The sequence below is a fragment of the Microbacterium californiense genome, assembly GCF_047246625.1.
In the GTDB taxonomy this organism is placed as follows: domain Bacteria; phylum Actinomycetota; class Actinomycetes; order Actinomycetales; family Microbacteriaceae; genus Microbacterium.
Genome location: NZ_JBFOKQ010000001.1, coordinates 1743021 through 1764012, shown reverse-complemented (window position 1 = coordinate 1764012; position 20992 = coordinate 1743021). Strand labels below are relative to the sequence as shown.

Genomic DNA, 20992 nt, shown 5'->3' with positions numbered 1-20992 from the left:
GGTGCGCAGAAGGCCGCCACCCCGAGGGGCGGCGGCCTTCGGCGGGAAGCGTCTTACTTGACGGCTGCCTTCAGCTTGGAGCCGGCGGTCACCTTGACGCGCTTGCCGGCCGGGATCTTGATCTCGGCGCCGGTCTGCGGGTTGCGGCCGGTGCGAGCGGCGGTGTCGACCTGCTCGAACGAGATCCAGCCCGGGATCGAGACCTTGCTGCCCTTGGCAACGGCGTCGGAGACCGTGGAGAACAGCGAGTCGAGGACACCCGAGACGGTGGCCTGGCTCTGACCCGTGGCGCTTGCGATGCTCGCGACGAGCTCGGTCTTCGTGATGGACTTGTCAGCCATGTCATCCTCCAGCGACGAGGATCCCGTCGCATCGTTGGTGGTGTCGGGGCGGATGCCCCTGGTCGAGTGACCGCCTCGAATGTACCAACGACCACCCGCATTTCCGCGTCATTTCGCGGGTTTTGGTCATTTACAGGGTGTGTCGGACGACTTTTTTCACTCCAGTCACAGGTTTCGGGCCCTGCGGCGCCTCTTCTCTGGAGTGCCGCGCGGGGTGCGCGCGGGTTCGAAAGAAAGGAGATCACCCGAAACGGAGGACGTTCTCTACGAAAGGCTCCTTCAATCCGGGGGTTCTCCTTCTCGCTTGCGGGATTCCGGATGGGTGCCATCACGCGAGGTGACGGCCCTGCGCCACGGCCTCCATCACCACGGCCTGCACCTCGGCCCAGCGCTCCATGATCTGCTCGTAACTGAAGCGCAGCACGTGATAGCCCCGGAGCATCAGCTGCGCGTCGTGCGCGATGTCCCTCGTGCGCTGAGGTCCGGTGTGGGTGGCGCCATCGATCTGGATCACGAGCCGCTCGCCGACCAGCACGTCGACCTGGCGATCGAGGAGCCAGACCTGCGGGAGCATCCGCACACCCATCCATCGCAGCCGGTGGATGAAGATCGTCTCCAGCCCCGAGTCGGCGAAAGGACGGGCGGTCTCGAGCACCTCCCGTGCTGCGGTCGGGAGGTCGAAGCCCCGAAGGCGGGCGCGGTCGACCAGTCGTCTGTTCATCGCCGACTCCCAGATCACCAGCGCCGTCTCATACGGTTGGCACCGCGCGGCCGTCACCAGCGCGTTCACGAGTCCGTCGACGACGGCGCCGGGCTCGCGCGGAACGATCGGCTTCGACCAGTGCACGACCACGCCCGGCGGCACGGAGACCCGTGCGGCGTTCGGCCGGGCGGCCACGTGCAGAGACTTCGTCGGGACCCATAGCCCCTGTCGCTCCGCCGCGGTGACGCAGGTCAGCACCACCCCGCGCGCGGCCGCCCCGACGAGCTGCCGGTCGGCACCCGGCAATGCGACCCAGCCGTTCCGGATCGTGACCAACGCGCCCGAGGATCGCGCTCTCCGAAGGGCGTGATCGCTGACTCCCGCTTCGCGAAGCGCGGCGACGCGTGCCACTCCGCCGAGACGTTCGAGTTCAGCGACGGCATCCATCCTCCGAGCCTGCGGGCGCTCGACGCATTCGCCGTCCCAGATCCTCACCAGTGTGGATCATTCGTCGCCGGAGGCCGATGTGGAGGGCGTGTCCTGTGTCACCGCGCATGAAGGAGAACAACGCAGACGAAGGAGCGGATGCCGACAATCCTCCTTCGTTGAGGGGGTTCTCCTTCACACGCCGCGCGCCCCACACGCCGCCCGCCCCTCCCGGACGCACCACGCGGACGCACGAAAAGGGGCGAGGATCCGAAGATCCTCGCCCCTTTCGACGTCGCTGGGACTTACCAGCTGGACTTGGTCACGCCGGGCAGCTCGCCACGGTGAGCCATGTCACGGAAGCGGACACGCGAGATGCCGAACTTCGTGAGGACACCGCGGGGACGGCCGTCGATGACGTCGCGCGAACGCACGCGAGCCGGCGACGCGTTGCGCGGCAGCTTCTGCAGGCCGACGCGAGCGGCCTCACGGGCCTCGTCGGTCGCGTTCGGGTCGACCAGGGTCTTCTTCAGCTCGGCGCGACGCTCGGCGTACCGCGCGACGATGACCTTGCGCTGCTCGTTGCGAGCGATCTTGCTCTTCTTCGCCATGATTAACGCTCCTCGCGGAATTCGACGTGCTTGCGAACCACCGGGTCGTACTTCTTCAGCACGAGACGGTCGGGGGTGTTACGACGGTTCTTCTTGGTCACGTAGGTGTAACCGGTGCCTGCCGTCGAACGCAGCTTGATGATGGGACGAACGTCCTGAGCCTTCTTGGCCATTAGAGCTTCACACCCTTCGCCTGGAGGTCCTTGACGACGTTCTCGATGCCGCGTACGTCGATCACCTTGATGCCCTTGGCGGACACGTTGAGCGTGATCTTACGACCCAGCGACGGGACGAAATAAGTCTTCTTCTGCACGTTCGGGTCGAAGCGGCGCTTCGTCCGGCGGTGCGAGTGCGAGACGTTGTGACCGAAGCCGGGAACAGCTCCGGTCACCTGGCACACTGCTGCCATGATGGTGACTCCTTCATTACCGTGAGGCCGGACGGCCCCACCCAAGATCCCTTGTCTGCACGCCGCCGCCCCCTCGAGGACGAACAGCACGCGAACTGCGCACAGGAGTGTGCACAGACAATCGCCAAGGCTATCACACCCCGGCCCGCGTCTCGAATCCGGAGTCAGCGCTCCGAGAGCAGCGCCGCCTCCTGCGCTCCCCGCCCCCAGCGGAACGGCGAGACCGTCGGGTCGCCCGCGATCCAGAACCGCCACGGGAAGGCGTCCGTGCCCGCCACTCCGGCGACGCCGACGCGTGGTCCGGTCGCGACCTCGACCGACCCGGTGGAGAGCCACAGCTCGGCCCGGGCCCCGTGCCAGACGTCCCCGGTGATCGCGTCGATGCCGTCGTGGAGCGGATGCCGCAGCCCGACGGCCTGTCCGAGCCGACCCGGACCGCGCACGAGGTCGCGCAGCGCCCGCGACGTCAGCGGACCGGCGACTCCTCGACGCCGTGCCGCGGCATCCGTCCCGCCGACGACCTCACCCGCGCGCAGCAGCACACCGCCGGCCTGCCCCTCGGGGCCGCAGACGACGTTCACGCAGGAGTGGATGCCGTGGCTGAGGTACACGTAGAGGTGCCCGGGCTCGCCCCACATCGTGGCGTTTCGGGCGGTGCGGCCCATGCGGGCGTGGGAACCCGGGTCGGCGAAGGGTCCGGTGCCCTGACCGTGGTACGCCTCGACCTCCGTCACCCGCACGCGCACCTCGGACTCCGCGCCGTCGGCATCGAGCACCCGCGTGCGCAGCTCGCCGCCGAGCAGCAGCGGGGCGACGTCGACCGGGAGACCGCGGAGCTCCTCGCGCGTCGCGCGGCGCAGGCCCGCGGCAGCAGTACCGGGAACGGAGGGGCTCACGTCAGAACCGCGGCGCCGTCGCGCACCACGAGGGATCGAAGCCGGTCAGGGCGACCATCTCCTCGCCGGTGCGGAGGTCGAGCAGGTGCGTCTCGGTCTTCTGCGGCAGCGGGAGCAGCATCTCGTCGTACGGGTTGTCGGTCATGTCGGGGGCGATCACGACCGCGGCGTACTGACCGCTGGGCGACGCGCACGCCTGCAGGATCGAGTCGGTGGAGTCGACCTCGACGAGCGGGCTCGCCGTGCCGTCCTCCTCCACCCGGATGATCGCCTGGCCGGTCGGGATCCCGGCCTCGTTGCGCTGCACGATGTGCCGCAGGGTTCCGCCGGGGTACGGGGTGATGGTCGTGGCGATGCCGTAGTCGGGATCGGATGCCGCGAGCGGCTGCTCGGACCCGTCGGCGAGGTTCAGCTCGACGACGGTGTTGTCGAGACGCTCGACGATCGCGGTGTAGGTGCCGCGGCTGATGCCTTGGATGTTCGCGGCCAGGCCGAGGGACTGCACCCCGGCGTCGCTCGAGCGGTCGACCAGTGCGAGACCGCCGTCGAAGTCGATGAACAGGACCGCGGCGCTGTCGGGAACGAACTGCCAGGAGAAGACGCTCGCCTCCTCGCCGCCGACCTCGATGATCTCCGGCTCGGACTCGCTGTCGTTCAGGGACTGCGTGACGAGCACGCTGGCGCGCCCCTCGGTGTCGCTGAGCTCGCGGTCGGAGTAGTTGTACCCGACCAGACCGCCGCGCTCGGAGACCTGGATCGAGCCGACGTACCCCTCTCCGGGGAGCGGCAGCTCGCGCGGGTCGGAGCCGTCGCGGTTCATGACGAGCAGACGGGAGCCGTCGTCCTCCTCCGTCGTGACGACCAGCTGGCTCGACGTCGCACGGAAGTCGTTGATCTTGTCGGCGGCGAACACGGGCACCGCCTGCTCACCGGTGAGGTCGGTCGAGAAGATCTTGTCGTCGCCGTCGGGGTCGCGGTTCAGCAGGAAGATCGTCGACGCGGGAGTGGTGAACGTCGTGGTCAGGTCGCTCGACGGCCCCCCCGAGACGCCGGTGACATCGGCGACCGTGACGGTGTAGCGGGTGGCGTCGTCGAGCGGGACGGTGAAGCGGATGCCGACGCCCCGCCCTGCCGCGTCGACCGTGAACGGCACGGCGGGTTCAACCGTGACCTGCGCGGGGTCGACGGTGCCGAGCGCCTGGTTCGCGGTGAGGATGACGCGGCTGCCGGAGGACTCGATGGCGTGCGCGGGGTCGACCTGCACCTCGGTCACCCGGGGCCCCTGCGTGAGGCTGACGACCCCGAAGGCGGCGCCCACGAGGACGAGGATGCCGAGGACCGCTCCGAGGGCGATCCCGAACCGTCGGGAGGGGGCTGCAGGACGCGGCGAGCGCGGCGCACGGACCCCGCGAGGAGGCTTCGGCGGTCTGGGCGTGCGGGGTTCCCGCGGCGGCTTCGGCGGGCGGCCCGGCCGGGGCTCGCGCTCCGGCTTCGGCTCGCGACGCGGCGCCGCGGTCTCGGCCCCCGGGAGCGCCTCGTACGAGGAGCGTCGGGCCGGCCCTTCGTCTCGCTGCGCTCGCTCAGGAACCGGGGTGTCCGAAGCGGCGTGCGATCCACCGGTCCCTGAGCGAGGAGCGACGAGACGAGACGAAGGGCGCTCCTCAGTCGGCCCTTCGTCTCGCTGCGCTCGCTCAGGAACCGGGGCGGCGGCGGCCTCGCGGGCGGCGCGAAGCTCGGCGCGGGTCCTCGGCGCGGGGGTCTCGGAGCGCTCGTCGTCAGTACTCATACGGATCCCCCGGCTCGTCGATCGCGACGACGTCGGTGGGCTCGATGCGCAGCGCGCCGTCGGCATCCGTCCGGACCGTGCCGGTGACCTCGATCCACTGACCGGTGCCGAACTCCTTCGCGTCGACGTTCACCGGCAGAGTCGCGGGCTGTGCGTCGATCACGCAGTGCGTGATGACCATGCGGGTGAGGTTGACCTCGCCCTCGTCCACGGCATCCGGGGTCACGAAGCCCTGCAGCGTGACGGACGCGCCGTCGTACGCCGCCGTGTTCGTGGCGGTCGCGAAGACGCTCGACCAGTCCCCCACCCCGAACGTGGAGGTGTCGGCGACGCCCAGCGTGATCTCGTCGGAGCCGGCGAAGAGCGCGGGCTGCTCGCCGACGCGCGACATGGCGAGCTCGACCGAGAGCGACGCGGGCGGCAGCACGAGCGCGGCGACGACGACTCCACTGGCGACGATCCCGCCGGTCACGGCGCCGACCGCGGCGAGCGAGCGTCGACGCGAGACCGGGGCGTCGGCATCCTCCGACGCCTCCGTGCCGTGGTCGTGGCCGTGGTCGGCCTCGCTGCCGAGCGGCAGGGTGCACGACCAGACCGCTCCGGCGAGGGTGACGACCGCCGCGGCGCACGCGAACCAGACCGACTCGGGACTGATGTACAGCGTGAGGCGGCCGGTGGCCCCGAGACCCAGGGTGACGACCGCGGCGAGGGTCGCGAGACCGATGCCGAGCCACCGGGTGCCGAGGGCGCGCAGGCGCGAAGGAGTCCGCTCAGACAAGGACGTTCACCCCGATCCCGATCACGAAGGCGGCCGCGACGACCACACCCACGATCCCGGCGAGGGTGCGGGCCGTGAAGGTCGTGCGCATGAGCGCGAGCATCTTGATGTCGACGAGCGGCCCCACCAGGAGGAATGCGACGAGCGCCCCCGACGAGAACGTCGAGGCGAACGACAGCGCGAAGAACGCGTCGACGTTCGAGCAGATCGCGACGGTCATGGCGAGGATCATCATCGCGACGATGGACAGCACCGGGTTGCCGCCGATCGCGAGCAGGAGGTCGCGCGGGATCAGCACCTGCACCGCCCCGGCGAGCGCCGAGCCGATGACGAGCGCCGGCATGACGGCCCGCAGCTCGACGAGGAACTGCGTGAGGCTGCGCTTCACCGGTGTGCCGTGCTCGTGCGTCACGCGGTCGCACGTGTCGATGAATCGCTGCGTGAGCATGGCGTCGGGCGAGGGGTGACGGCTGTAGATCCAGCCGATGAGGTTGGCGATGAGGTAGCCGCCGACCAGCCGCGCGACCAGGATGCCGCCGTCCCACCCGAACGCGGCATGGGTGGTGAGGATCACGATCGGGTTCACGATCGGAGCCGCGATGAGGAAGGTCATCGCCTCGGCCGGGGCGAGCCCGCGCATCATGAGTCCTCGGGCGAAGGGCACGTTGCCGCACTCGCAGACCGGGACGAGCATGCCCAGCAGCGACAGCACCGCCCGCCGGGCCCAGGCGCGCTTCGGGAGCCACCGGTGGATGACGTCGGCGGGAAGCCAGACCTGCACCACGATCGACAGCAGCACGCCGAGGATCACGAAGGGCAGCGACTCGATCAGCACGCTCAGCGAGAGGGTCAGCCCGTCTTGCGCCCGGGTGGGCAGCGAGGCGGGGAACAGCGCCGGGAGGAACAGGTCGATCAGGAACAGCGCCGCCACGATCGCCGCCCCGATGCCGAGGCCCACCCAGGCCGAACGGGGCGACGGGCCGGGGCGATGCGCGTGCATCGTCCGCGGAGCCCCGGGGCGGGTGCTCGAGCCCGTCGTGAGGCTCACGCCGTCGCGGCCCTCTCGGCGTCGCGCTTGTTCGTGCAGGAGGCGCACAGGCCGAAGATGTCGACGACGTGCGCCGCATCGGTGAAGCCGTGCAGGGCCGCGGTGCGGTGCGCCCACTGCTCGACGTCCTTCGCCTCGATCTCGACGGTCAGACCGCAGGATCGGCAGATCAGGTGGTGGTGGTGGCCCTGCGTGGTGCAGGCGCGGTAGAGCGCCTCGCCCTCGGGGCTCTGCAGCGAGTCGGCGTCTCCCGAGGCCGCGAGACCGGCGAGCGCCCGGTACACGGTGGCCAGGCCGATGCCCGTGTTGTCGTCGCGCAGGGAGGCGTGGAGGTTCTGCGCGCTGACGAAACCGCGCGCGTCGGCGAGCGCTTCGCGCACGCGTTCGCGCTGCCAGGTGTTCCGCTGAGCCATACCCACGATTCTAGGCGGCGGGGATCAGCACGGGCTGGGAGACATCGCGGCCTGATCCCGGTCGCCTCACGCGCGCACGCGCCTCACGCGCGCGCGGGACTTCTGCACGATCCAGCACACCACGTAGATCGTGAACGACAGGGTCGTGATGTACGGGCTGACCGGCAGGGTGCCGGCGAGCGCGAGCAGGATGCCGCCCACCGCCGACACGAAGCCGAAGAGCGCGGCGAGCAGCGGCACCGCGACGGGTCCCGCGGTCACCCGCATCGCGGCCGCAGCGGGGGTGACCAGCAGCGCCATCACGAGCAGCGCCCCGATGATGTGCACGCTCACCGCGACGATGAGCCCGAGCAGCACCATGAACAGCAGGCTGACCGCGCGGGTCGGCACGCCGCGCGCGGCGGCGGACTCGGGATCGAGCGAGTCGAAGCGGAGCGGATTCCACATCACGAGCAGCCCGATCAGCACCACCAGGCTGATGCCGATGAGCCAGCCGAGGTCGGGGCTCGACACCGACACGATCTGCCCGGTGAGCAGGCTGAACCGGTTCGCGCTGCGTCCGTCGTAGAGCGACAGGAACAGGATGCCGAGGCCGAGGCCGAACGGCATGAGGACTCCGACGATGGAGTTGCGGTCGCGGGCCTTGGCGCCGAGCACGCCGATGAGGATCGCCGCGACGAGCGCTCCGCCGAGGGAGCCGAAGACGACGCTCCCGCCGAAGAGCAGGGCGGCGGCGGCGCCGGCGAACGACAGCTCGCTCACCCCGTGGACGGCGAAGGCGAGGTCGCGCTGCATCACGAAGACGCCGATGAGACCGCCGACGACACCCAGCACCGCGCCCGCGACGATCGAGTTCGCGAGCAGCGCGACGAGCGCGCCGTAATCCTGGAACGAGAACACGTCGGCCCAGTCGACCAGCGGCCTCACGCGGCTCCTCCGTGCACGTGCTCGCCATGATCGTGGTGAGGCTCGGCATCCGGAACCCCGACGACGACCAGCCGGTCGCCCGCCCGCAGCACGAACACCGGCGTGCCGTAGAGCTCGGTGAGCACGCGCGTCTGCAGCACCTCGTCGGGGGTGCCGAGCAGGAACCTGCCGCCGGCGATGTAGAGGATGCGGTCGACCCGGCCGAGGATCGGGTTGATGTCGTGGGTCACGAACAGCACCGCGGCTTCGCGCTCGCGGCGCTGCCGGTCGATGATGTCGGTCACGGCGACCTGGTTGGCGAGGTCGAGGTTCGAGAGGGGCTCGTCGCACAGCAGCAGCGCGGGCTCGTCGGCGAGCGCCTGGCCCACGCGCAGCCGCTGCTGCTCGCCGCCCGAGAGCAGCCCGACGCGACGGTCGGCGAAGTGCGACGCGCCGACCGACTCGAGCAGGCGGTCGACGGCGGCCCGGTCGCCGCGGCGCGGGATCGGGAAGCCGAAGCGGCTCCCCTGCACCCCCAGCGCGACGAGGTCTCGGGCGCGCATGCTGGTGTCCGGCGCGAGAGAGCGCTGCTGCGGGATGTACCCGATGCGGGAGTTGCCGCGATGCACCGGCTCTCCCGCGACGCGGATGGTTCCCGAGGACAGCGGCTGCAGGCCCAGGATGCTGCGGAGCAGGGTGGTCTTGCCCGACCCCGAGGGTCCCAGCACGGCGATGAACTCGCCCGCGTGCACGGTCAGGTCCAGCCCGGACCACAGCTCGCGATCGCCCCGGTGGAGCGCGGCATCCGCGATCTCGAGGACGGCGAGCTTCTCGTCGGTCCCTGAGCGCCCTTCGTCGGTTCCTGAGCGCCCTTCGTCTCGCTTCGCTCGCTCAGGAACTGGGGGATCCGACGAAGGACGGCTCACGACCGGGTCGCGGCGGCGAGGCTCTGGATCGCGTCACTCATCCACTCAGAGTACGACGATCCGTCCTCAAGCAGTTCCGTGAAGGCCACGACGGGGATGCCGGCATCCGTGGCCGCATCCTCGACGCGCTGCGTCTCGGACCCGCCGGTCTGCGCGTTGGTGAGCACGGCGGTGACCTCGCCGCTCCCGATCACGTCGAGCGCCTCCAGCAGCACGGCGGGGGCGACGTCGGTGCCCTCCTCGACCGCCTCGGCGAAGCCCTCGGGCGTGACGTCGGTGAAGCCCGCAGCCTCGGCGAGGTAGCCGGGCAGCGGCTCGGTGATGAAGACGTTCACGCCGGTCGCCTCCGCCGCCAGCGTATCCAGCTCCGCCTCGAACCCTTCGAGGTCGGCGGTCAGCTCGGCCGCGTTGGCCGCGAAGTCGTCGGCGCCGGCGGGGTCGAGCTCCGTAAGCTCCTCGGTGATCGCCTCGACGACGTGGATCATCGTGTGCGGGTCGAACCAGACGTGCTCGTTGAAGCCCTCGATGTGGTCGTGACCGGCGTGGTCGTGCCCCTCCTCGCCCTCGGCGTGCTCGTGCGCGTGGTCGTCGCCCTCGGCGTGCTCGTGACCGGCCTCGTCGGAGTGACCCTCGTTGCCCGGGTAGTCGTGCGAGAACTCCACCGCCGTGACGACGTGCGGGTCCTGGGCGTCCTGCAGGAGCGTGTCGATGAAGGCGTCGTACCCGCCGCCGTTCTCGATCACGAGGTCGGCGTCCTGCACGGTGAGCCGGTCGCGGGCGGTCGCCTCGTAGGAGTGCGGGTCCTGCGAGGCCGACGTGATGATCGACTCGACGTCGACGCGGTCACCGCCGATCTGCGCCGCGATGTCGCCGTACACGTTGGTGCTCGCCACGACCGCGACGGTGCCGTCGGCGTCGCCCTCCCCCGCGGCGGGGCTGGACGAGCATCCGGCGAGCGCGACGGCGGCGACGGAGGCGAAGGCGAGGGCGACGACGGGCTTCTTCATGCTCCCACTCTAAACGCTAATGAGAACCATTATCAAACTGAGCGAATCGGAGGGCGGGCCTTCGTCTCGTCGCTGCGCTCCTCGCTCAGGAACCGGGTCTCCCGACACCGGTTCCTGAGCGAGCGAAGCGAGACGAAGGGCCCGGACCTCAGCTCAGCAGCGATGCGGGAGCGATCCAGACCGACGCCTCGCCCGGCAGCGCAGACCCCGCGAGCGGTGCACTCGAGAGCACCACGTCCGCGGCATCCGCCCCGAGATCGAAGGGCTCGGTGCCGAAGTTCGTCACCACCTGCCACCCGTTCGGGCGCACGAAGCGCAGCACGTCGGCACGCCCGGTCTCGACCCACTCCAGCGTCTCGCCCGTCTGCAGCGGATGCCGCAACCGCAGCGCCTCGCGGTAGAGCGACAGCGTCGAGGCGGGGTCGGCGGCCTCGGCATCCACCGCGTGATCGGCGAACCACGCCGGCTGCGGAAGATGCGCGGGAGCCGAACCGAACCCGAACGAGACCCCGTCGGCCGACCAGGGCAGCGGCACGCGGCATCCGTCGCGTCCGAGCCCGTCGAACTCGGCGCCGCGGAAGAACGCCGGATCCTGCCGCTGCTCGGGAGCGATCTCGGCCACCTCGTGCAGCCCCAGCTCCTCGCCCTGGTACAGGTAGGCGCTGCCGGGCAGTCCGAGCAGCAGCAGTGTCGCGGCCTTCGCGCGCCGCAGGCCCCGGTCGCGGTCGAGCATGTCGGCGGGGCCGCCGGCCGCCACCCACTCGGTGCCCTGCTTGACATCGCGCCCGCGGAGCGGCGCCAGACCGTACCGTGTCGCGTGCCGCGTCACATCGTGGTTCGACAGCACCCAGGTCGTCGACGACCCCGACAGCCGCGACTGAGCGAGGTTCTCGTCGATGATCGCCCGGAACTCCGGCGCATCGAAGTCGGCCTCGAGCAGATCGAAGTTGAACGCCTGCCCGAGCCCCTCGGCCGAGGCGTACCGCGCGCGACGCTCGGGCGTCGCCACCCAGGCCTCCGCGACCGCGGTGCGCGGCGGGTCGTACGAGTTGAAGACCTTGCGCCACTCGGCGTAGACCTCGTGCACGTCGTCGCGATCGGTGATCGGGTGCACGCCGGTCGTCGAGTCCATCGCCTCGAGCTCGGCGCGGGACGGCAGCGGCTCGGTGAGGTCCTTCGTGAGCATGTGCGCCACGTCGATGCGGAAGCCGTCGACGCCGCGGTCCGACCAGAAGCGGAGCGTCTTCAGGAAGTCCTCGCGCACGTCCGGGTGGTTCCAGTTGAAGTCGGGCTGCTCGGTGGCGAAGTGGTGGAAGTACCACTGGCCGTCCTCGACCCGCTGCCACGCCGGCCCGCCGAATACCGAGACCCAGTCGGTGGGCGGCTCCGAGCCGTCCGGACCCTTCCCGTCGCGGAAGATGTACCGCTCGCGCGCCTCCGAGCCGCGTCCGGCGGCCAGCGCCTCCTGGAACCACGCGTGCTGGTCCGACGAGTGGTTGGGGACGATGTCGACGATGACGTGGATGCCGCGGGCGTGCAGCGCCTCGACCATGGCGTCGAAGTCGTCGAGGGTGCCCAGCCGCGGATCGACGTTCCGGTAGTCGGCCACGTCGTAGCCGCCGTCGGCGAGCTCCGACGGGTAGAACGGGCTGAGCCAGACGGCGTCGATCCCGAGGTCGGCGAGGTAGTCCACGCGCGACAGGATGCCGGGGATGTCGCCGAGCCCGTCGCCGTTCGCGTCGGCGAAGCTGCGGGGGTAGATCTGGTACACGGCGGCCTGGCGCCACCATTCGGCCGTCTTGGCCTCGTCGCGGGACTCGGTGAGGGTCGCGTCGGTCATAGCGGGTGGTGCTCCTTCGGTGTTGCGGTGGTTCTCGTGGTGTCCTTCGTCTCGTGGCTGCGCTCCTCGCCCAGGAACCGGTTCCTGAACGAGCGACGAGACGAAGGGGTCTAGCCCTTGACGGCGCCCTGCGTGACGCCCTCCATGACCCAGCGCTGCGTGAACAGGTAGGCCACGATCGCCGGGGCCATGGCCATGAGGTACGACGCGAAGGCGACGTTGTAGTTGTTGCTGAACTGGTTCTGGAACAGGTTCTGCCGCACCGGCAGCGTCTGCATCGCCGGATCGGAGATGATCAGCGAGGGCATCATGAAGTCGTTCCAGGAGTACAGGAACGCGAAGATGCCGACCGTGGCGCTCATGGGCGCGAGCAGCGGGAAGATCAGCCGCCAGAACGTCTGCCACGTGCTGGCTCCGTCGATGCGGGCGCTCTCCTCCAGCTCGATGGGGATCGAGCGCAGGAACGCGGTGAACAGGAGCACGCTGAAGCTCAGCTGGAACATCGTCGCGAGGATGATGACGCCGAACGGGTTGTCGAGTCCGACGCGCCCCGTGAGCTGAATCTGCGGCAGGGCGACCACCGGGAACGGGATGAACATCGCCGCGAGCAGGTAGAAGAACGAGTACCGGAACAGCCGACGGTCCCAGTTGCGCACGATCGCATACGAGGCCCAGGAGGCCAGCACGATCGTCGCGATCACGGTGCCGGCGGTGACCAGCAGCGAGATCCCGGCTCCGACGGGGAACTTCGTGAGGTTCCAGGCCTGCACGAACCCGTCGATGCTGAACGGGGCCGGCAGCGAGAACGCGTTGCCGTCGACGGCCTGGCTCGTCGTCTTGAACGCCATCGAGATGGTGACGTACAGCGGCAGCAGCACCGTGACCGCGCACAGGATGAGGATGATCGTGCCCGACCAGTTGACGCGCTCCATCTTCTGGCGCGGCTTCCTGCCCCCGGCGGTCGTGGTGGTGATGGTCTGCGTCGACATCAGAGTGCGTTCCTTCCGCGCGTCAGCGAGAGCTGGAGGAGCGAGATGAGCACGGCGACGATGAAGAAGATGGTCGCATTCGCCATCTGGTAGGCGTAGTCGCCGCCGTTGAAGCCCGCGATGATCGTCATCGCGACGCTGCGGGTGGCGGTGCCCGGGCCGCCGTTGGTGAGGCCGACGATGATGTCGTAGGCGTTCAGGAATCCCTTGAATCCCAGGATGATGTTGATCACCACGTAGCCCATGACGAGCGGGATGGTGATGCGCGTGAGCTGCTGGCGCTTGCTGGCGCCGTCGATGCTCGCCGCCTCGTAGACCTCGCCCGGCACCGAGAGCAGGCCGGCGATGTAGATGAGCAGGGTGCCGGGCACGGCCTGCCACGCGGTGACGATCACGATCGCCACCCAGGCGAGGTCGGGGTTCGCGAGGAGGCTCGTCTGCAGCCAGGTGATGCCGGTGGCGGCGCCGGCGGCCGGGATCGAGTTCGAGAACAGGAAGTTGAAGACGTAGGCGATGATGATGCCCGAGATCACCATCGGGATCACGAAGATCGTGCGCAGGCCCGTCTTGAATCGGATGCGGGACGTGAGACCCACGGCCAGCAGGAACGCGATCACATTGACCACGATCACCGTGGCGATCGAGAAGCCGAACGTGAACAGGTAGCTCTGCAGGATCGACGGGTCGCTGAACATCGCGATGTAGTTCGTGAAGCCGTTGAAGCTCCACTCGCCGATGCCGATCGAGTCGGTGAAGCTGAAGAAGATGCCGATCACTCCCGGCACCGTGATCGCGAGCGTGAAGATCACGAGCGTCGGCAGCAGGAACAGGTAGTAGATCGGCTCCACCCTGCGGGAGGAGCTGCGGAGCTTGCGAGTCTTCCCCGTGAGGATCGTCGTGGTGCTCGTCAGCGGTCGGGTCGTCGTGGTGGTCATGGCGTGGACTCCTCTGTCGCGCCGGATGCCGAGGTCTGCGTCGACGGGATCGGGGCGCGGAAGGCGATCCGGGCCCAGTCGGCGTCCATGGTGCGCAGGATGGATGCCGGCGACGCGCCGAGCACCATGGCCTGCGCGTAGTTGAAGATCGGGAGGGTCTTCGGCACGAGCACCGACGGCCCCTGGTAGATCTGGCCGTTCTCGTAGTACTCGATCATCCCCTCGATGCGCGGGTCGTCGGGCGCCGGGGCGTCCTTCGTCGGCGTGAAGCCGAGCTGGGACTCGTTGTACGCCTCGATGTTCTCGGGGAGGAAGAGGTACTCGAGGAAGTCGCGTGCCGCCTCGTGGTGGTCCGACTCCTCGGGGATCATCGCCGCGAGGTCCATGTTGACCCGCACGCCGAGGTCGGCCGGGTCGTCGGTCATGGGCAGCGGGAAGGTGCCGAGGTCGAGGTCGGGATCGGTCTTCGCGATCTCGCTGAACGCCCACGGTCCCTGCAGGTACATCGCCGCCTCGCCCTTGGCGAAGGCGAGGTTGCCGTCACCGTAGGCGCGGCTCGCGGCATCCTCGTTCGTGTAGTTCTCCGCCAGCTGCATCATGCGGTCCATGGGCTCGGCGAAGTCCTTCTCGAACGACACCTCGGAGTCGGGTCCGACCTCGGCGCCCTCCTCGGCGAGCGCATCGAAGAACTCGATGACGTCGACCGACCCGCCGGCGGTGTAGTCGTACCAGCCCTGAGCGACGGTCCAGTCGTCCTTGAACGTGGCGTAGAACGGGGTGATGCCTGCGGCCTGCAGCTGGTCGCTCACCGCGAGCAGCTCGTCCCAGGTCTGCGGCACCTCCAGGCCCTGCTCCTCGAAGATCTGCTTGTTGTAGATCACCGAGGCGGCCATGACCGAGTAGGGCAGGGCACTGGTGCGGCCCTCGCAGGAGCCGTACTGCTCCATGAGCGGCTGGAGATCGTCGCGGATGCTGGCCGCCGCCTCCGTCTCGGAGAGGTCGGTGAGAGCGCATCGCTGCACGAACCGGGCGACCTCGTAGTTGTAGTTGCCGAGCATGATGTCGGGCGGGTTGCCGCGCACGAAGCTCGCCGACACGACGTCGACGCCCGAGGTGTCGATCTCGACCCGCACGTCGTCCTGCGACGCGTTGTAGTCGGCGACGAGCTCGGTCATGAACTCGATCGCCTCGCGCTTGCTGAACGTGAAGCGGATCGTCTCGGTGCCGTCGCCGGCCGCGCAGCTCGTGAGGGCGGCGCCCACCAGGGTGAGCCCGAGTCCCCCGGCGACCCACCGCACCACTCGTGTTCGTTTCTCAGACACCGTCGTCCTTCCCATCGGTAGATCCGCGCACTAAATCTAATGAGCGAATTTACTCCGTCGAAGGGTACTCTCTCACTGGACGACAGGAAGGTCAAGCGCGGTGGCAGATGTCTCAACGGGTCTCGGGACCGGACGTGCGAGCGTCGGCGCCGTGCTCGACTTCGCCTGGGCGGCTGGCGAGTTCACCGCGACCGAGGTCATGGCCGGGACCTCGCTCACCCGGTCCACCGCCATCGACGCGATCGACACGCTGCTCGACGCCGGCATCCTCCGCGAACTGCCCAACGCGCGCGCCGTCGGCGCCTACCGCTCCGGGCGTCCCGCCCGCCGGTTCACTCTGTCCGCCGATCTCGGTGTCGTCGTGGGCATCGACGCCGGAGCCACCCACCTGGCCGTCAGCGTGGCCGATCCGCTCGACCGCGTCCTCGTGCATCACCGCGTCGAGGTCGATCCGCTGCAGCCCGCCGAGGTCCGTCGCGCGACGATCATCGCGCAGCTCGAGACGACCCTCGCCGAGGCCGAGGTCCCCCGCGACCGCGTGCTCGCGCTCTGCGCCGGCGTCGCCGCCCCCGTCGACCGCAACGGCATCTCGCCCCCGCACCCCGACGGCTTCTGGGAGCGCACGAACCCCGGGCTCGCGGAGGCGCTGCGCGACTGGGCGCACATCGTCGAGGTCAAGAACGACGCCCAGCTCGCGGCGATCGCCGAGGGAGCGACCGGCGCAGCCGTCGGATGCCGGGACTACGTCGCCCTGCTCGCGAGCGAGCGGTTCGGCGGCGGCGTCGTCGTCGACGGGCACGTGCTGCACGGCGCCCACGGGGGCGTCGGCGAGGGCGTCGTCTTCGACCACATCACCGGCGTCGAGACCGCGGTCGGCCTCCCCTATTCGCTGCAGGACCAGGCGCGCGAGGCCGTGGCCGCCGGCGAGATCGCGCCGGACGGGCCCGTCGGCCTCCTGGTCGCGGAGGATCGCATCGACCCCAGGCTCGTGCTCACCCTGGCCGCCTCGGGAGACGGCGACGCGCTGCGGGTCGCAGAGCGGGTGGGCGCCGTCGTCGCCCGCATCGTCGGTGTGCTCGGCAGCATGTACGACCCCGCCCGCGTGATCGTGTGCGGCGCCGTCGCCGAGAGCATCGAGCCCGTGCTGGCCGCCGCCCGCCGCATCCTCCCCGCCGAGATGCACCTGCCCGCCCCGCAGATCCTCGCTTCCACGCTCGGCGCGGAGGTCGTCTCCGCCGGAGCGATCGCGACCGCCCGCCGCGCCGCCCGCGAGCGCGCCGTGCCGCTGCTCGCGGAGCGCCGTCTCAGCATGCGCGCCTGAGCCCCGGCATCCTCCCCGCATCGCGCGACCACGCACCCACCCACCCCACCCCCGCGAGGGGTCAAGACACGCCCTACGCGGATGCCGGTACGCGGCGTGTCTTGACCCCTCGGCCGGTCATGCGCCCGCCACCACCCACCCCACCCACCCCACCCCCCGCGAGAGGTCAAGACACGCCCTGCGCGGATGCCGGTACGCGGCGTGTCTTGACCCCTCGGCCTGCGGGGCGTCCGTCGTGCAGACGTCGGGGCCGGCGGGACGCGGTGTGACGGGATAATCGGTCCGTGCGAGAAGCCGAGCCGCAGCGACCCCCTTCGTCGATCGAGCTGCTCCTGGACCCCGCTGCGGAAGCCGCGGTCCGGGCGGAGTGGGACGCTCTCGCCGCGAACGGGATGTCGAGCCTCGCGAGGCACACGTCGGCGAGCAACCGCCCGCACGTCACGCTGGTCGTGCGCCCCGACCTCTCCCTGTTCGACGCAGACTCCCTCGTCGAGTACGCCTCGTTCCCGATCATCCTGGGTGCTCCGCTGCTGTTCGGCACGGGCGAGCGACGCGTGTTGGTCCGCAGCGTCGTGCCCACCGCGGAGCTGCTCCGCCTCCATGCCACGGCCCACGACGCCGCCGGCCCCGGCGAGGATGCCCCGCACACCGCTCCGGGCGAGTGGACCCCGCACGTCACCCTCGCCCGCCGACTACGGGTCGCGGATGTCGCAGCCGCACTCAATCTCGTCGGCGGCGACGTCCACGGTCACGTGACGAGCGTGCGACGCTGGGATCCCGTGACCGCGACCACCACCACCCTCACGGAGCTGCGGCGTCCGTAGCGGGAGGACGGGTCAGTCGACGAGCAGCGCAGGCTCCTCGAGCACGGATGCCACGTCCGCGATAAAGCGGCTCATGGCGTCGCCGTCGACGACGCGGTGGTCGAACGAGCCGGCCACCGTGGTCACCCAGCGCGGGCGCACCTCGCCGTCGACGACCCACGGCTTCTGGCTGATCGTGCCCATCGCGAGGATGCCGGCCTGGCCGGGGTTGATGATCGGGGTACCGGCATCCATCCCGAACACGCCGATGTTGGTGATCGTGAACGTGCCACCCTGCTGGTCGGCCGGCGTGGTCTTGCCCTCGCGGGCCGTGAGCGTCAGGCGGTTGAGCGCCCGGGCGAGGTCCTTCATGCCGAGGTCCTGCGCGTCCTTGATGTTCGGCACGAGCAGACCGCGCGGGGTGGCCGCGGCGATGCCGAGGTTCACGTAGTGCCGCACGGCAATCTCGGCGCCGTTCTCGGTCTCGATCCACGCGGCGTTGATCATCGGGGTGCGGCGAACCGCCCAGATCACGGCGCGGGCCACGATCAGCAGCGGGGACACCTTGATGTCGGCGTACTCGGGCGCGGCCTTGAGGCGCTTGACGAGCTCCATCGTGCGGGTCGCGTCGACGTCTTTCCACACGGTCACGTGCGGGGCCGAGTACGCGCTCTGCACCATCGCCGAAGAGGTCGCCTTGCGCACGCCCTTGACCGGGATCGACTCGGTGCGGTCGTCGTCGGAGGCGGATGCCGCGGACGGCGCCAGGCCGCGGGCCACGCCGACGGCTGCGGGCGCGGTCACCGGCAGGGTCTCCTCGCGCACGGCGCCCCAGTCCGGGGTCTCGATGTTGCGGAAGACGCTCGCCTGGGAGGCGTGCTTCATCACGTCGTCACGCGTGACCTCGCCGTCGGCCCCGCTCGGGGTGACGGCGGTGAGGTCGACGCCGAGGTCGCGGGCGAGCTTGCGGATCGGCGGCTTCGCGATCACGCCCACCGAGGAGCGCACGGGACGCTCGGCCGGGCGCTTGCGCCGCGAGGTCGCTCCCCCGCCCGTGCCGTAGCCGACGAGCACCGACCCTCCGCCCTCTTCCGGGGCGGGCGCCTCAGCTGTGACGATCTTGCCGGGACCGGCGTCATCGCGAGCATCCGACACGAACGTGATGATCGGGGTGCCGACCTCCACCGTCGCACCCTCGGCGACCAGCAGCTCGCCGACGATACCCGCATGCGGGGACGGCAGCTCGACCAGGGACTTCGCGGTCTCGATCTCGCAGATCACGTCGTTGATCGCGACGGCGTCGCCCGGGGCGACCTTCCAGGCGACGATCTCGGCCTCGGTCAGTCCCTCGCCGACATCCGGGAGGGTGAAGTTCTGCGTGCTCATCTGCGGTCCTCTCGGGACGACGGTCAGTAGGCCAGGGAACGGTCGACGGCCTCGAGGATGCGGTCGGCATCCGGGAGGAAGGCGCCCTCGAGCTTCGCGGGCGGGAACGGGGTGTCGAAGCCCGAGACGCGCAGCACCGGCGCCTCGAGCGCGTAGAAGGCGCGCTCCATGACGGTCGCGGCGACCTCGCTGCCGACGCTCGCGAAGCCCTGCGCCTCCTGGGCGTAGACCATGCGGCCGGTCTTGCGCACCGAGGCGAGGATGGGCTCGTAGTCGATCGGCGACAGCGAGCGCAGGTCGACGACCTCGCAGCTGGTGCCCTCCGACTCGGCGAGCGCCGCCGCCTGCAGCAGCGTCGTCACCATCGCGCCGTGGCCGACGAGCGTGACGTCCGACCCGGTGCGCACGACGCGCGAGGCGTGCAGCGGCAGCGCGGAGGCGTCGAGCTCGACCTCGCCCTTGGGCCAGTACCGGCTCTTGGGCTCCATGAAGATGACGGGGTCGTTCGAGGCGATGGCCTCCTGGATCATCCAGTACGCGTCGTTCGGCGTCGACGGCGACACCACCCGCAGACCCGGCGTGTGCGCGAAGTACGCCTCCGGGCTCTCCTGGTGGTGCTCGACCGCGCCGATGTGCCCGCCGTACGGGATGCGGATCACGATCGGCAGGCTCAGCGCGCCCTCGTGCCGGTTGGTGAGCTTCGCGAGCTGCGTGGTGATCTGGTCGAACGCGGGGAACACGAATCCGTCGAACTGGATCTCGACGACCGGGCGGAAGCCGGTCATCGCCAGGCCGATCGCGGTTCCCACGATCCCCGACTCGGCGAGCGGGGTGTCGAGCACCCGCCGGTCGCCGAAGTCGCGCTGCAGGTGCTCGGTCACGCGGAACACGCCGCCGAGCTTGCCGATGTCCTCGCCCATGAGCAGGACCTTCGGGTCGTCCTCCATCGCCTTGCGGAGGCCGGCGTTCAGAGCCCTGCTGAACGGCATCGTCTCGAGGGTCACTGCGCGCCTCCTTCGAACGACGCCTCGTAGCGGGCGAGCCACGCCTTCTGCTCGGCGATCAGAGGATGCGGTTCGCTGTAGACGTGGTCGAACATGCGGCTCACGGGCGGCGGGCCGAGCTCGACGGTGCGGGAACGGAGGTCCTCCGCGGCATCCGCGCCCTCGGCATCCACGTCGTCGAAGAAGGATGCCGACGCGCCGCGGTTCTCGAGGAAGGCGCGCATACGGGTGATCGGGTCACGCTGCGCCCACGACTCCTCCTCGTCGTTGCCGCGGTACTTCGTGGGGTCGTCGCTCGTCGTGTGCGCACCCAGCCGGTAGGTCACCGCCTCGATCGCGCGCGGGCCCTGACCGGCGCGTGCCTCATCGAGCGCGACGCGGGAGACGGCGTAGCTGGCGAGGACGTCGTTGCCGTCGACGCGGACGCTGGGGATGCCGTAGCCGGCGCTGCGCTGCACGAGCGGCACACGCGACTGCGTCGTGACCGGCACCGAGATGGCCCAGTGGTTGTTCTGCAGGAAGAAGACCGTCGGGGCCTGGTAGCTCGCGGCGAAGACCATGGCCTCGTGCACGTCGCCCTGGCTGGACGCTCCGTCGCCGTAGTAGACGATGACGGCCTCGTCGCGGTCGACGTCGCCGCTGCCCGAGCGGCCGTCGAAGGAGAGCCCCATCGCGTAGCCCGCCGCGTGGAGCGTCTGGGAGCCGAGCACGAGCGTGTAGAGACGGGTGTTCCCGTTCTTCGGGTCGGTCGGGTCCCACCCGCCGTGCGAGACGCCGCGCATGAGCTTGATGATGTCGAGCGGATCGACGCCGCGGATGCGCGTGACCACGTGCTCACGGTACGAGGGGAAGATCGTGTCCTGCGCGCGGGCCGCCCGCCCGGAGCCGACCTGGGCCGCCTCCTGGCCGCGGCTCGGCGGCCACAGGGCCAGCTGCCCCTGCCGCTGCAGGTTCGTGGCCTGGGCGTCGATGGCGCGGATGACGACCATGTCGCGGTAGAACTGCTCGAGTTCGGCGTCGCTGATCGTCTCGATCAGCGAGAGGTAGCGCTCAGCAGCGGGAGTGGGGGCGAATCGGCCGTCCGCTTCCAGGACGCGGACGATTTCGTTCTCTGGCGAGCTCACCGTTCCACGCTATCCGAG

General features: G+C 70.1%; 22 protein-coding genes. 2 read left to right on the top strand and 20 right to left on the bottom strand.

Annotated elements, in window-relative coordinates:
* Positions 1-53: 53 nt before the first annotated feature.
* The 17 genes from AB3M82_RS08390 to AB3M82_RS08310 form a co-directional block, all read right to left on the bottom strand.
* The gene (locus AB3M82_RS08390; RefSeq protein ID WP_412951830.1) at positions 54-341 is read right to left on the bottom strand and encodes an HU family DNA-binding protein; all 288 of its coding nucleotides are present in this window, start codon (positions 339-341) and stop codon (positions 54-56) included.
* Between the two features lie 328 nt (positions 342-669).
* Entirely contained in the window at positions 670-1491 is an 822-nt protein-coding gene (locus AB3M82_RS08385; protein ID WP_412957013.1) for a DUF559 domain-containing protein, read from the bottom strand.
* 284 nt (positions 1492-1775) lie between these two features.
* Positions 1776-2081, bottom strand: a complete 306-nt coding sequence (gene rpsN, locus AB3M82_RS08380; RefSeq protein WP_412957011.1) for a 30S ribosomal protein S14 — start codon at positions 2079-2081, stop codon at positions 1776-1778.
* Between the two features lie 2 nt (positions 2082-2083).
* Positions 2084-2254 (bottom strand): 50S ribosomal protein L33, encoded by a 171-nt coding sequence (gene rpmG, locus AB3M82_RS08375; protein ID WP_046014935.1) that lies wholly within the window; start codon positions 2252-2254, stop codon positions 2084-2086.
* Positions 2254-2490 carry a 50S ribosomal protein L28 gene (rpmB, locus tag AB3M82_RS08370; RefSeq protein WP_017203559.1) on the bottom strand — a complete coding sequence of 79 codons (237 nt, stop codon included), beginning with the start codon at positions 2488-2490 and terminating at the stop codon, positions 2254-2256. The genes rpmG and rpmB overlap by 1 nt, the downstream gene beginning before the upstream one ends.
* Positions 2491-2654: 164 nt before the next feature.
* Complete coding sequence (locus AB3M82_RS08365; protein ID WP_412957009.1) at positions 2655-3386, bottom strand: DNA-3-methyladenine glycosylase; 732 nt, start codon at positions 3384-3386, stop codon at positions 2655-2657.
* A 1-nt stretch (position 3387) separates the two neighbouring features.
* Positions 3388-4704: a hypothetical protein gene (locus AB3M82_RS08360; protein WP_412957008.1), complete on the bottom strand. Its 1317-nt coding sequence runs from the start codon at positions 4702-4704 to the stop codon at positions 3388-3390.
* Between the two features lie 457 nt (positions 4705-5161).
* Complete coding sequence (locus AB3M82_RS08355; protein WP_412957007.1) at positions 5162-5950, bottom strand: TIGR03943 family putative permease subunit; 789 nt, start codon at positions 5948-5950, stop codon at positions 5162-5164.
* Positions 5943-6950: a permease gene (locus AB3M82_RS08350; RefSeq protein WP_412958028.1), complete on the bottom strand. Its 1008-nt coding sequence runs from the start codon at positions 6948-6950 to the stop codon at positions 5943-5945. The genes AB3M82_RS08355 and AB3M82_RS08350 overlap by 8 nt, the downstream gene beginning before the upstream one ends.
* 44 nt (positions 6951-6994) lie before the next feature.
* Positions 6995-7411, bottom strand: a complete 417-nt coding sequence (locus AB3M82_RS08345; protein WP_412957006.1) for a Fur family transcriptional regulator — start codon at positions 7409-7411, stop codon at positions 6995-6997.
* Positions 7412-7477: 66 nt separating this feature from the next.
* Positions 7478-8338: a metal ABC transporter permease gene (locus AB3M82_RS08340; protein WP_412957003.1), complete on the bottom strand. Its 861-nt coding sequence runs from the start codon at positions 8336-8338 to the stop codon at positions 7478-7480.
* Entirely contained in the window at positions 8335-9129 is a 795-nt protein-coding gene (locus tag AB3M82_RS08335; RefSeq protein ID WP_412958027.1) for a metal ABC transporter ATP-binding protein, read from the bottom strand. The genes AB3M82_RS08340 and AB3M82_RS08335 overlap by 4 nt, the downstream gene beginning before the upstream one ends.
* A 110-nt stretch (positions 9130-9239) precedes the next feature.
* Positions 9240-10250, bottom strand: coding sequence for a metal ABC transporter solute-binding protein, Zn/Mn family (locus tag AB3M82_RS08330; RefSeq protein ID WP_412957001.1), 1011 nt, complete (start codon positions 10248-10250; stop codon positions 9240-9242).
* Positions 10251-10398: 148 nt separating this feature from the next.
* Positions 10399-12090, bottom strand: a complete 1692-nt coding sequence (locus AB3M82_RS08325) for a glycoside hydrolase family 13 protein (RefSeq protein ID WP_412956999.1) — start codon at positions 12088-12090, stop codon at positions 10399-10401.
* Positions 12091-12200: 110 nt separating this feature from the next.
* Positions 12201-13079, bottom strand: coding sequence for a carbohydrate ABC transporter permease (locus AB3M82_RS08320; RefSeq protein ID WP_412956997.1), 879 nt, complete (start codon positions 13077-13079; stop codon positions 12201-12203).
* Positions 13079-14014: a carbohydrate ABC transporter permease gene (locus AB3M82_RS08315; RefSeq protein ID WP_412956994.1), complete on the bottom strand. Its 936-nt coding sequence runs from the start codon at positions 14012-14014 to the stop codon at positions 13079-13081. Before AB3M82_RS08315 ends, AB3M82_RS08320 begins: the two co-directional genes overlap by 1 nt.
* Positions 14011-15336 (bottom strand): ABC transporter substrate-binding protein, encoded by a 1326-nt coding sequence (locus AB3M82_RS08310; protein WP_412956992.1) that lies wholly within the window; start codon positions 15334-15336, stop codon positions 14011-14013. Before AB3M82_RS08310 ends, AB3M82_RS08315 begins: the two co-directional genes overlap by 4 nt.
* A 100-nt stretch (positions 15337-15436) precedes the next feature.
* On the opposite strand from AB3M82_RS08310, the gene AB3M82_RS08305 reads away from it, so the two are divergent.
* Together AB3M82_RS08305 and AB3M82_RS08300 are read left to right on the top strand one after the other, a co-directional pair.
* Positions 15437-16657 (top strand): ROK family protein, encoded by a 1221-nt coding sequence (locus tag AB3M82_RS08305; RefSeq protein WP_412956991.1) that lies wholly within the window; start codon positions 15437-15439, stop codon positions 16655-16657.
* 284 nt (positions 16658-16941) lie between these two features.
* Positions 16942-17481 carry a 2'-5' RNA ligase family protein gene (locus AB3M82_RS08300; RefSeq protein ID WP_412956989.1) on the top strand — a complete coding sequence of 180 codons (540 nt, stop codon included), beginning with the start codon at positions 16942-16944 and terminating at the stop codon, positions 17479-17481.
* A gap of 12 nt (positions 17482-17493) precedes the next feature.
* Here AB3M82_RS08300 and AB3M82_RS08295 read toward each other — a convergent pair whose 3' ends face one another.
* Genes AB3M82_RS08295 through AB3M82_RS08285 form a run of 3 tightly spaced genes read right to left on the bottom strand, consistent with a single transcriptional unit; the run spans position 17494 to position 20974 of the window.
* Entirely contained in the window at positions 17494-18846 is a 1353-nt protein-coding gene (locus AB3M82_RS08295) for a dihydrolipoamide acetyltransferase family protein (RefSeq protein WP_412956987.1), read from the bottom strand.
* 23 nt (positions 18847-18869) lie between these two features.
* Positions 18870-19835, bottom strand: a complete 966-nt coding sequence (locus AB3M82_RS08290; RefSeq protein WP_412958026.1) for an alpha-ketoacid dehydrogenase subunit beta — start codon at positions 19833-19835, stop codon at positions 18870-18872.
* Between the two features lie 11 nt (positions 19836-19846).
* Complete coding sequence (locus AB3M82_RS08285) at positions 19847-20974, bottom strand: thiamine pyrophosphate-dependent dehydrogenase E1 component subunit alpha (protein WP_412956985.1); 1128 nt, start codon at positions 20972-20974, stop codon at positions 19847-19849.
* Between the last annotated feature and the right edge of the window lie 18 nt (positions 20975-20992).